The organism is Nocardioides salsibiostraticola (genome assembly GCF_054783655.1).
Genome location: NZ_BAAGQD010000026.1, coordinates 353,483 through 365,450 on the forward strand (window position 1 = coordinate 353,483; position 11,968 = coordinate 365,450).

Sequence of the window (11,968 nt, forward strand, 5' to 3'; positions counted from 1 at the left end):
CTCAGGCCTACCGTGAGAGCGGTCTCACACCCACGACTGCGCTGGTTGAGGTGTGAAGGCCGCTAGGCCTGAACCTCGAAACCAAGCCTCATCGCAGACCAAGCCTCAGGCGTCAGGCTCCTCGTCCACCGCAGCGGCTACGCGACGGTGGGCCTCCCAGATCGCCTCGGGCATGTTGTCGAACTGCTCGAGGTGCTCGGCGCGGTAGCCCATCTCCTGCTGCCAACGCTTCTTGTCGATCGACAGGATCGTCGTGAGGTCTTCCTCGGTGATCTCGACGCCTTCGAGGTTCAGCTCCTCCTTGAGGGGCAGAACGCCGACCGCGGTCTGGCGACCGGTGACCTCGCCGTTGCGGAGCTGGAGCAGCCACAGCAGGGGGCGGAGGTTGTCGCGGTAGCCGGGCCACAGGTAGCGGCCGTCGTCGCCGCGCTGGAACCAGTTGACGTGAGCGAACAGGGGCTGGTCGCTGGCTGCGCCGACGATGTCCATGTAGTGCTGGGCGTAGTCACCCTCGCCGTAGGCCATGAAGGGGCGGTTCGACATGGGGTCGTAGCGCAGGACGCCTTCCTTGCCCTCGGCGGCGGCGGTGGCCTCGGCGCCGAGCGTCAGGCCGTCGTACACGCCCTCGGCGAGGTCGGTGATCGCGCGAACCAGGGGCTCGCGGTCACGGGTGCGACCACCGAAGATGATGACGTCGATCGGTACGCCGGCAGCGGCGTCGAAGTCCGGCGCGATGTTGGGCACGTTGGCCAGCGTGGTGGTGAACCGGCTGTTCGGGTGGGCCCACGGGGAGGTGTCGCCGTCCTTGCGGTCGGAGATCGGGGTGCCGAGCCAGTCGACCCAACCGTTGGTGTCCTCGGGCGGGTTCTTGGTGCGGCCCTCCCACCAGACCTCTTTGGTCGTGGCGTTGTACGCGATGTTGGTGAAGATCGCCTGCGTGCCGGGCTCGATGGAGCCGAGGGCGGTGGGGTTGGTGGACTCGTTGGTGTCCTTGGCGACCCCGAACACGCCGTACTCGGGGTTCATGCCGTAGAGGCGACCGTCGGCCTCGTTGACCCAGAGCCAGGCGATGTCGTCGCCGTAGAAGGAGACGTGATAGCGGTCCCCGAGGGCGTCGGGGGCCAGCATCATGGCCAGGTTGGTCTTGCCCGAGGCGCTGGGGAAGCCGCCACAGATGTGGTGGGTCTTCCCGGTCTCCTTGTCGTGGATCCCGATGAGCATGTACTGCTCGGCGAGGAACTTCTTGGAGGCCCAACCGTCGTACGCGCCCTGGCGCAGGCCGTGGGCGATCTTGCCCAGGAGCGCGTTGCCGCCGTACGACGAGCCGAAGTGCAGGATCGTGCGCTCGTCGGCGACGGTCACGAAGTAGCGCTGGTCCTCGGGGGTGCCCTGGCCCAGGTTCTCCAGGTCGCCGGTGACGTGGACGGCCCGGACGAACTGGTTCGGGTCCTCCATGTCGTTGAGGAACTCGACGCCCACGCGGGACATCCGGATCATGTGGAGTACGACGGTGCGAGCGTCGGTCAGCTCCACGCCGGTCGCCCACGGGGCGAGGTCGTTGCCCGGAGGGGACATCAGGTAGGGAATGACGTACATCGTCTTGCCGGCCGACGCGCCGCTCATGCGGTCGTGCAGCATCGGCTTCATCTCATCGGCGTGGCGCCAGTTGTTGTAGACGCCCTTGTCCTTCTCGTCGTTGGTGGCGACGATGGTGCGCTCCTCGGAGCGAGCAGTGTCCTTGTGGTAACTGCGGGAGTAGTAGAGCCCCTCGCCGGCGTCCTCGAGTTCGCCGGCTTCCAGTGCCTCAGCGATCAAGCGGGCGTCGTCGGTCGCGTTGACGACCTCGATCCGCTCGGCGCCGGTCAGCGCGGCGTATTCCGCGACGAACTCGCGGACCTTCGGGTTGGTCAGTCCAGCGGCATCGAGTGCCGCCTCAACATCTGCCATGTGTCTGGGCTCCCTATCGTGGACCGGATGTGCGGGCGAACTTGTCGTTGCCAATGGAAACGCACGTGTCCCAGAGGCTCCCACATCCCGCCTGGCGACTGACACTAGGTCTCAGGGCGCAGCGTTTTTAGGACCAACGCCATTCTGATTTCGCGTGTGTCGAACAGTCGGCTAGTCTCTTCTGGTCCTCGCTTCGGGGAGGACGTTGCGCCTGTAGCTCAACGGATAGAGCATCTCACTACGGATGAGAAGGTTTGGGGTTCGAATCCCTACAGGCGCACAGATCCGAAGCCGCAGGTCAGTTCGCTGACCTGCGGCTTTTGTTTTTTCTGCAGCGGTTGGCGGGGGAATTGCGGATCCTGTGCTCGAAGGAGTGGGTCGCCGCGGTTGTGAGCCTAGAGGGCGCCCGCTCCAAAGGGCCGCTCAGCAACTTGCGCAACCCACGGCGTAGGCGCCCGGAAAGCGGTGGAAAGGCTCACGGTGGTCGGGGAGGCGGGTTGCTGAGGGCCACCGGCCCCCGGATGGATCCGGCCAAAGCAAAAGGCCAATACCAAGCGGGTGGGGCCAAGGGTCGTCCTGCTGACTTTGACTTGTTGAAGGCGTCAACTTAGGGGGACGTCCTACAGTGAGCGATCTGTGCTTCCACGTGACTCTGGGGCCGTTCTTGGCGGTGCCGTGTTTGACCAACTGAGCTTATCGCCGCGACGGCCGAGGAGTACCCGACGTACAAACCGGAGTAACTAAGGTCTCTTGCCCTAGGCAGAGCGCCACCAAAGTACGGTGGAATGGCGCGTGACTTGAGGTCACGTCCCTTGAAAAAGATCCGCTCATACGTCGATGGACAAAGGCTGGGAGATGGCGCGGGTCCGCGCGGAGTCCTGAGGAGAACCCGCAAGCCGTTTGGTAACGACGCGTTGTGCTACTTTCTCGCCGCCGCCAGTGATCGAGCCAACGGGCGAATCGAATTGAAGCGAAGAAGGGGTCAACGTGGCCAGCAGTTCGGCATGGGATCTGACGACACTTAACAACGGATTAATGGGAGCGCTAATTGGAGTGGTCGGCGCAGTGCTTGTCTCCACAACTCTCACCCTTTACTCTTTGCGTCGAACTGAGCGCGCCCACCGCAGCGCGGCCTTCGAGGAGGCGATGTTGAGGTCCGCAGAGGACCTGTCGATAGCCCTTGTGGAACTGCGGTACAAGTTCGATCCGGTCCTCGCGGACAACTTCGAGCACGAACTGGCACTGGCCCCCGGTGATGTAATTGATTGGGCGGGTATTTCCCGGACGCACTCAAGCGCTCTAGCGGTGGATGGGCGCCCATATCGCGACGCGGCCGAACGTCTTGCTGCTGAGATTTGTTTGTTCACCGATGCGGCCCTATCAGCGGCCGGACGAGATGAGCATTCACGCCAGGACGCCTACGGTTGGCACTACGAACGTAGTGACAGTTACGACAGCATTCTGCAGGCCGCAGATGAGGCAATGGCAGGCTGGGCCGACTGCATTCTTCGTGGTTTGGCTGAGTTGCGTCGCGGTAGCAGTCCTCAAGTCGCTCGACCGCCGGACCTCTCCCTGACGGGGCGGGATGGCGAGCAGATCCTGGATGCTGCCGGATTCAAGAGATCCTGGTTCCCCAAGGACTATTTGGTTTGCGACGCTCTTGAGCTGGAGGAGGACGAGGCTGCCAGGGCGAAGGTCAGTTCAAGGTGACCCAAACCAAACTCAGGGCACACGTGCCCGACGAAGCCTGAGGCGTCGTGGGTAGACGTCCACGCCGGGCATCTCGAACTTGCCGATCAACCAAGCAACGCCCGCCATGCCGGGTCTCCGTCGCCATCCACGTTGCACCTATTTAGGGGGCCTAGTGTCATCACTTGCTTACACCGCTCAGTTTGTTCGGATGGGTAGAGCACCCCATGGATCGAAACCAAGGGATGTCGCCGTTTTCGCTCAGCACCTCAGCGGCGGGTCGGAGATCACCATCTTCAATAATCTCAACAACGCCGGCTCGGTCGTGCGGCTGAGGCAGCGAGACGTTTTCTCTGCCCGCCACTTGATGGCAGGGTTCGCGCTTGTTGAGCCTCGTCTGCCCCTCGAAGGCGAGGCTCTGGCCTGTGCCGAGCGACTCCGTAAGGTGGCGGACTCGGGAGATCTGCATATCGAGGACCCGGACGCGACCCTGCTTGCGGTGGCAGTGAACGCCTTGGACGTCATCCTCGTCTTGACCGACTGCCAGGAAACCCTGGACAACGCCGTCCTCGACTCGATCCTCGGTGACTGGGTCGTCACGAAGTCTCGTACGTCGGCGTGAGTACGTCGGCGGCGTCAACAGTCGCGGGCGGTCACGATGCCTGAACTGACCTACACCGCGAGGGGCCGGGGCTGCGAGGTTCGACTCGCGTGTGAGGGATCCGGCGACCTGAGAGTCAGCGCGGCCGGGCTGGAAGACCCGGCTCCAGAGGTAGTTGGCTCGCCTGAGCTGCTGGAGAACCTCGCCCTGGTGAGCCTTGTGTTGGCGTTCACCGCCAACGAACTCGCCTACCGACGTTTGAGGTCGCCAGAGAAGCGCACCAGCCATCAAGCGGCGTCTGCGGCAGCTGCCAAAGATGCAGTCGCGCTGGTTCAGCTGATCCTCCGACTCGAACTGACAGAGAAGGCCGGGTGGTGCTCGGGGTGTTTCGAGAAGACTGCTCACCGCCACGTCAAGGGCCACGATCGACCTCGGCGCAAATACCTCTGCGCCAATTGTGGCACCCCCACAACCCAGTGCGCCGTGCCTAGATGTCCGCATCTCGCCGTGGTGAAGCCCTCCGCTCTGCTCACGCTGCGTTATTGCGCAGAGCACCATCACCAGATTGCCGGCTTCGAGAAGATGACTGAGCGACTGCCAAGGTTGACCGCCGTCGAAGAGTGGCTCACGTTCGAATCGCGCAATGCCAAACGCATCACGACCGTCGCCGGCGGGACCATCGCCGCCGCTGCAGTAGTCGCGCCGATGGCGCTACTAGCCGCTCCCGTGGCGGGCGCAGCACTGGGCAGTTCGTTCCTCGGCGGAAGCCTGACGGGTGCTGCGGCTACGAGCCACGGTCTGGCGATGCTTGGCGGTGGAGCTATCGCCTCTGGTGGTCTCGGCATGGCCGGGGGCACGATGGTGGTGACCGCTACAGGGACGGCCCTAGGTGGGATCCTTGGCGCTGGAACTGCCGCGGCCTACGTCGGTTCCGACTCGTCGTTCCGGATCGAGCTGCTCCGGGACGGAGTAGGTGCCCCCGTGTTGCTGGCGTCGGGTTTCCTCACCGAGAACGACGACGGCTGGGGGCACTGGCAGCCGATGATCGACGCCAGATTCCCCGAGTCCCCCGTCTATCGAGTGCATTGGGGTGCGAAGGAACTCAAGGACGTTGCCGCGCTGGTCGCGCTGTCTTCGAGCAAGACGGCAGTGCGCGTGGTACTTACAAACTTGGCCAAGCGGGGCAGCAAGAGTCTCGGGCGTCTGCCTGGTTTGGGAGCGGCGCTCTCGGCCCACGACATCATCGCGAACCCTTGGAGCGTCGCCAAGAACCGAGCCGAGATGACTGGCGCCGTCTTGGCCGACCTGATCGCCCGGACGGAGGAAGGCCCCGTCATTCTTGTGGGACACAGCCTGGGTGCTCGCGCGATGGTCACGGCAGCGCAGGCTCTCGGCACTCGACCCGGTGACCCGCATGTCGAGTCCATGCATCTTCTTGGGGCAGCAGTTGGAAAAGCAGGTGATTGGCGGACCTTGAACGATGCGGTCAGTGGCACTATCTGGAACTACTACTCGACGCGCGACAGCGTGTTAAGACTGCTCTTCTCAACCGCGGAACGCGGAAAGCGAGCAGTGGGCCACTCGGGATTCGCTTCGAAGTTCCCACGGGTGAAGGACCGGAACGTGTCACGACAGGTGGCGGGCCACTCTGAGTACGTCACCAAGGTCACCTTGGCCTAGCGGCGAGGGGCTCGGGAACCTGACACCTACTCGTAGCGGCGAGTGAGGCCCGGCTTGCTGGTTTGATTGCCCTGCTTGAGAGCGGTGTCGACGGCCAAGGCAGCCGAGATCGCTAGCGATCGCAGCGGCTCCTCCAGCGGTCGGTGAAATTGAACGACGTAGTTGTCGGTTTTGGTGAACCTCTCCTTGGCCCACCCTGCCCACGTCTTGGTGATGCGGGCGACCTCAGCCCCCGCCGCATCCCGAATGCTGAAGTCCCACTGCTGCCAGTCCTCAGCGTTGATCGAGCCAACCTTTTGGTCCCCGGACTCCAGACTGAAACGGACTTTTCCGAACACACCTAGATTTTGTTGAACGATCTCGCCGTGCGTGCCGTTGGCTCCCATGATGGTCATCTTGGACTTCAGCAACCTGGCGGGTCGGTGGAGAGCAATGAGCACCCTGCCAGTGGGATCTACCACCCGAAATCGGTGAGTTCCGCGCTCTCCGCCAACCCCTATCGCCTTCTTGATCAAGCGTTGGCCAACCTCTTGGAAGGCGCCGATTCGCTGGCCCGATTGGTCGTAGACAGCGTATTCGGTGTTGATGCCAAAGATCTTGGCGCGCTGGTTGACGACCAGAATCCTCTCGGTGAAGAGCGCTCGCTGCCCGACTTGACCGTGATCGGGGACCCCAGACTGGGCAACCTGCCGCTGGATCTTCTTGGTCACTCGGTTCACTACTGGCGGCGGTGTGGAATTGACGTGCGGAGTCGACGCCGGGGTCGGCCGTAGCGGGTCGCGCGAAGGTGCCGAGCCACCCATTGGCGGGTCGTACCCCGGGGTGCCCTGCGAGCTGACGTGGTGGCTCCACTGGGTGCCGTCCCAGTAGCGAAGTTCGTAGCGACCGAACGGGTCGGCATGCCACGCCGCAGGGACGGGCGCTGTGTTAATGACAGGCGGCTGCGGTTCGGGTGTAACCGGGTCGGCGCCTGGGCGTCCTTGTGACGAGACATGGTCCGTCCAGCTGGAGCCGTCCCAGTAACGGCTCTCGTGGCGGCGATAGGGGTCGGGGTACCAACCTGCGGGAGTGGGCCCGTTCATTGGCCAAAGTTAGCAGCGCGAATTTTCCGGAGGATCATGCAGCCCCTTGAGTCAATCTCTGACCGGTGACTCGCGCGACTAGGATGCGAATTGTGCTGATTCCTCATTGCAGACTTCTCCATGGCCCGCGCCGCCGGTCCCTCAATGTCTGGGATGGGATGAGGAGCCGGCCTTCACTGGCGGCCTTGACTGGAGGCGCTTCGTGAGTATCGGTAGGAGTGTCCGGCTTTTTCTCGCTGACGGTACTCCTGGTGGGCTCGTCACCGCCGAGATCATGAACTGGTCGGGGCATGTGTTGATGGCTCCGCGATCCCAGCTGAGTGCGCTGATCAAACGGGAGGAGTCGCGCAGGACTGGGGTCTACATCCTCATCGGTGACGACCCCGCCAGCGTCGGCGAGAAGAAGATCTACGTGGGCGAAGGCGACGACGTTTCCACGCGGCTCAAGTCGCACGAAGCGTCCAAGGACTTCTGGGACCAGGTGGTCGTGCTGACTAGCAAGGACTCCAACCTGACCAAGGCGCATGTCAGGTTTCTGGAAAGCAGACTGATCGGTGTCGCCTTGAACGCCCGGCGATCCGAGGTCACCAACGGGACGGCGCCGAGCCCTCCTCCGCTCCCCGAGGCGGACGCATCAGACATGGACTTCTACCTCACACAGGTCCAGATAATCCTTCCCGTCTTGAGTGTCAACGTGTTCCGGACGCCCTCGACTCCGACTGGCACGGCACCGACGACTGCAGCCACATCGCCGAGGTTCGTGGCTGGGTTGAAAGGCGAAACGTGGGCGACCGCGGAGGAGATCGACGGCGAGTTCACGGTCCTGAGCGGATCAAGAGCGAAGCGGTGGAAGGGCGTTGAAACCGCCTACCAGGCCCTCCAGGAAAAGTTGATTGCTGACGGAACGCTCTTGGTTTCCGCCGATGGCGATCTCACCTTCACCCACGACCAGGTCTTCGGAAGTCCGAGTGCGGCAGCAGCGGTCGTGTTCGGGCGCAACTCGAACGGCCGGCTTGAATGGCGGATCGAAGCAACCAAGATGACCTATGCCGGCTGGCTCGACCAGCAACTTGTCCAGGCGCCATGAACTAGCGCACTGAAACCGGCATCCACACCGACAGGTCTTGTGCTTTGCGCAAATCGAGCATCGTTATCGGCGGGCGGGGGATGCCGACCACTCGACCAATCCTCGAGGTGTGGGCTTGGGTTGATCGCTAACGCCGCTTTCGCTTCCGGAAATATGTCGGAGGTCTCCCGTACCTTCAGCCTTCCGACTTCACCGAACAGATTGAAGGCTCATGATCAGTCACGGCAACGTCATCGTTTGGAGCCCGACGGATCTAACGTCGGCGGCTGATTGTGAGTACGGCTTTCTGAAGGCGCTGGACCGTAAGTTGGGTCGTGACGAGGCGGTGGTCGTGAAGTCGGACCCTCTGCTTGACCAGATCGCCAAGCTGGGCAATGAGCACGAGGCCCGGGTGCTCGCTGACTATCTGTCTGAGTTCGGTCCCGCGCGGCCCGGTGGCGGGGTCGAGGTGATGGGCCGTGCCGAATCGAGCACGGTGGAGGGCCTGTCCGTTGCGGCCGGGCTGACCCGTGCGGCGTTCGACCGTTCCCCCGACCTGGTGGTGCAGGCTGCCTTCTTCGATGGCGAGTTCCATGGGTACGCCGACTTCATCCGACGAACCCCGAACGGCTGGGTGGTCGCGGACACGAAGATCGCGCGCACAGCCAAGACGTCAGCGTTGCTGCAGGTCGCTGCCTATGCCGACCAACTCGAGGCGTGGGGTCTCCCGCTGGCGTCGCATGCGGAACTCATTCTCGGGACGGGTGAGATCCAGGAATTTCCGCTGGCCGACATCGCCCCGGTGTTCCGGGAGCGCCGCAGCCGACTGCGGGAGTTGATTAAGGATCACGTGGCTTCGGGGGAGAGCGCTCTGTGGGATCAGCCGGGGATCGGTGCGTGTGGCTCCTGCGGGGACTGCGGTCGAGCAGCAGCAGCCTCAGATGATCTGATCCTGATCGCCGGCATGAGGATGAGCCAGCGACGCAAGCTGAAGGACGCCGAATCGCCGATCCACACCATCCCCGAACTGGTCTTGGCCTTGGCAGCCCCCGAGGGCTTCAACGCGAGGACCTTCACCAAACTGAAGGCCCAAGCCGCTCTGCAGTGGAAGCAGATCGAGTCCGAACGCGCGGGAACACTCGAAATCACCTACGAAGTGTTCGATGCCAAGCCACTCCAAGCGTTGCCAACACCCAGTGATGGAGACCTGTTCTTCGACTTCGAAGGCGACCCGATGTTTAGCGCCGGCAACGACGGCCGCTGGGGCCTGGAGTACCTCTGGGGGGTACTCCGAGCCCGCAGGGCTGATGGCTCACGGGGTGACTTCTGGCCGCTCTGGGCAGATGACCGTGAGCAGGAGCGGGCTGCCTTGGTGGAGTTCCTTGACGAGGTTGCTGCTGTGCGAGCGGCCCACCCGGACATGCACATCTACCACTACGCGCCGTACGAGATCACGGCCCTGAAGAGGCTGGTCGCCGAACACAAGACCCACGAGGCGGAGCTTGACGATCTGCTCCGGCACGGTGTCTTCGTCGACCTGTATGCCGTGGTCCGGGCTTCGGTCCGGGTCTCGCAACCGTCGTACAGCATCAAGAAGTTGGAGCCGCTCTACATGGGTGAGGAGGGTCGTGAGGGTGACGTCACCCAGGGCGACGCTTCAATCGCGCAGTACCACCTCTACCGAGAGCTCTCCTCGGGCCCGAACACGGATGCGGAGGAAGCGGACAAACTCAAGGCTTCTCTCCTCGACTACAACGCCTACGACTGCGTATCAACCCTGGAACTGCGCGATTGGTTGCTGGGGCGAGTCGAAGGCACCCCCGCCTCGCAGTCTGCTGACACTAAGGCCGATGAGGAGGTAGAGGAGCAGACGCCCCGGGGAGAGGACCTGGAGCTAGTCCGCTTACGGGCTGCGTTGCTGGACCGGTCCGGTTCGGTCGCGCGCGCTGAGCGTACCGATGACGAGCAGGCTTGGGCGATGCTCGAAGGAGCTTTGGGCTATTACCAGCGCGAGGACCGGCCGTACTGGTGGGCGCACTTCGATCGGCTCCTCACGCCACCTGATGAGTGGGCGGACACCAAGGACGTTCTGCAGTTCACGAGAGCGACCGCGGAGCCCTGGACCGAGAAGGTCGGCAACAGACTTCCACGACGCACCGTGTCGATCATCGGAACACCGGGTCCCGGTAGCACCCTGGAGGCGCCCGGAACCGTGACGCTGCTCTACGACCTGCCCGCCCCCGACGGGGTCGCGGTTCCCGTCCACGGGCTACGCGGAGCCGCAGCCCGCGCGGACCTCGTCGAACTCGAGCAACTCGACGACGGCACCGTGCGAGCCGTCGTTGTTGAGAAGCTCAAGCGGGGACAGGAACCCTACGACCATCTCCCCATGGCCGCGTCCCCCTCAGCTCCGCCACCCACTGCGAGCATCGTGGCGGCTATTCGGTCGGTTGCCGAGCAGTGCGAGGCGGCCGGAGAGCTGACCGCGACCCCAGCGCTCGACATACTCGCTCGACGCCCACCACGCCTCAGGACACTGCCTGCCCTGCCGCACTCCGAATCGGACTCGCGGCAGCAGGATCTGGTCGCCGCGTTGCGCGACCTGGACCACTCCTATCTAGCCGTGCAGGGCCCACCGGGCACGGGAAAGACCTACCTTGGCTCCCGAGTGATTCGCGATCTTGTGGAGAACCACGGCTGGAAGGTAGGTGTGGTCGGGCAGTCGCACGCGGTCGTAGAGAACCTGCTGTGCGCGGTCGTGAAAGCGGGTCTGAACGAGGACCTCGTCGGCAAGCGAGACAAACGCACCGACGGCCCCAACAGTGGGTGGGTCGGTCTTGGGTCTAACACGGACCTGACGGACTTCTGCGAGGACCGGCCCGGCGGCTATGTCATCGGAGGCACCGCCTGGACGTTCACCGGCTCCGGAGTGCCTCCCGACAGCCTGGACCTCCTGGTGATCGACGAGGCCGGACAGTTCGCGCTGGCCGCCACCGTCGGAGCGTCAGTCGCCGCCCAACGGTTGCTACTCCTGGGCGACCCCCAGCAACTGCCCCAGGTCAGCCAGGGCTGCCACGGTGAACCGGTCGACCAATCAGCCCTGTCCTGGGTGATCGGCAATAGCGCGACCATGCCAGCCCGCCTCGGCTACTTCCTTGAAACGTCCTACCGAATGCACCCGAAAGTCTGCTCTGTGGTTTCCCAGCTCTCCTACGACGGCGCACTGGTCAGCGCTCCGTCAGCGTCGATGCGGTCCCTGGACGGGGTGGCGCCTGGTCTTGAAGTGGTGCGCCTTGATCATCGGGACAACAGTGTCAGCAGTCGCGAGGAAGCTGACGTGGTCGTCGAGCAGGTGGAGCGGCTGATGGGTGCGATCTGGAACGACCCAAGCGAATCCCCTCAACCGCGCCCGCTGACTGAAGCCGATTTTCTTGTCGTCGCGCCGTACAACGCGCAACGGAAACTGATCAGCGAGTGCCTCTGTCGCGCTGGTCTGGGTGCGGTGAAGGTGGGCACTGTCGACAAGTTCCAGGGCCAAGAGGCTCCGGTGGTGATCGTGTCTATGACTGCCTCCTCTTCCGGCGAGGTCCCGAGAGGCATGGAGTTTCTCCTCAACCGGAACCGAGTGAACGTGGCCGTCTCGCGAGCCCAATGGCTCGCCGTTCTGATCCGCTCCGAAGCTCTCACGGCACACATGCCCGCCACGCCCGAACGATTGATGGAGCTGGGTGGCTTCATCGGCCTGTGCGAGCGACATTGACGAAGAGGGCAGCCGCGCGTTCGCACCAAAGGCTGCAGCCATTAGGGCCTTAATCTCAGGCAAGTAGGAGCAGGTCGATCTGATCTTGCAGTGAGCGGTTCGGAGCTGCTGGAGCATGGGGAATGGTGAATGCGCCATTGGGC

General features: G+C 63.5%; 7 protein-coding genes, 1 tRNA gene and 1 pseudogene. 6 read left to right on the forward strand and 3 right to left on the reverse strand.

Translation table 11 applies throughout. The annotated features are described in order from the left end of the window. Window positions 1-105: 105 nt before the first annotated feature. Entirely contained in the window at window positions 106-1,947 is a 1,842-nt protein-coding gene (locus tag ACYVLV_RS16230; RefSeq protein ID WP_460811447.1) for a phosphoenolpyruvate carboxykinase (GTP), read from the reverse strand. 207 nt (window positions 1,948-2,154) lie between these two features. On the opposite strand from ACYVLV_RS16230, the gene ACYVLV_RS16235 reads away from it, so the two are divergent. The 4 genes from ACYVLV_RS16235 to ACYVLV_RS16250 all read left to right on the forward strand — a co-directional run bounded on the left by ACYVLV_RS16235 (window position 2,155) and on the right by ACYVLV_RS16250 (window position 5,917). Next, window positions 2,155-2,227: transfer RNA gene (locus tag ACYVLV_RS16235), tRNA-Arg, on the forward strand. A 707-nt stretch (window positions 2,228-2,934) separates the two neighbouring features. Then, window positions 2,935-3,657 carry a hypothetical protein gene (locus tag ACYVLV_RS16240; RefSeq protein ID WP_460811448.1) on the forward strand — a complete coding sequence of 241 codons (723 nt, stop codon included), beginning with the start codon at window positions 2,935-2,937 and terminating at the stop codon, window positions 3,655-3,657. 190 nt (window positions 3,658-3,847) lie between these two features. Continuing rightward, window positions 3,848-4,258 carry a hypothetical protein gene (locus ACYVLV_RS16245; protein ID WP_460811449.1) on the forward strand — a complete coding sequence of 137 codons (411 nt, stop codon included), beginning with the start codon at window positions 3,848-3,850 and terminating at the stop codon, window positions 4,256-4,258. A 36-nt stretch (window positions 4,259-4,294) separates the two neighbouring features. Next, entirely contained in the window at window positions 4,295-5,917 is a 1,623-nt protein-coding gene (locus ACYVLV_RS16250; protein ID WP_460811450.1) for a DUF726 domain-containing protein, read from the forward strand. 26 nt (window positions 5,918-5,943) lie between these two features. Here ACYVLV_RS16250 and ACYVLV_RS16255 read toward each other — a convergent pair whose 3' ends face one another. Both ACYVLV_RS16255 and ACYVLV_RS16260 read right to left on the reverse strand, forming a co-directional pair. Beyond that, window positions 5,944-6,627: an LURP-one-related/scramblase family protein gene (locus ACYVLV_RS16255; RefSeq protein WP_460812237.1), complete on the reverse strand. Its 684-nt coding sequence runs from the start codon at window positions 6,625-6,627 to the stop codon at window positions 5,944-5,946. Window positions 6,628-6,747: 120 nt separating this feature from the next. Beyond that, window positions 6,748-6,999: pseudogene (locus ACYVLV_RS16260) on the reverse strand (DUF2510 domain-containing protein); the annotation flags it as partial. Window positions 7,000-7,201: 202 nt separating this feature from the next. On the opposite strand from ACYVLV_RS16260, the gene ACYVLV_RS16265 reads away from it, so the two are divergent. Together ACYVLV_RS16265 and ACYVLV_RS16270 are read left to right on the forward strand one after the other, a co-directional pair. Next, window positions 7,202-8,086, forward strand: coding sequence for a GIY-YIG nuclease family protein (locus ACYVLV_RS16265; RefSeq protein WP_460811451.1), 885 nt, complete (start codon window positions 7,202-7,204; stop codon window positions 8,084-8,086). Between the two features lie 331 nt (window positions 8,087-8,417). Beyond that, window positions 8,418-11,825 carry a TM0106 family RecB-like putative nuclease gene (locus ACYVLV_RS16270; protein WP_460811452.1) on the forward strand — a complete coding sequence of 1,136 codons (3,408 nt, stop codon included), beginning with the start codon at window positions 8,418-8,420 and terminating at the stop codon, window positions 11,823-11,825. Window positions 11,826-11,968: the final 143 nt, after the last annotated feature.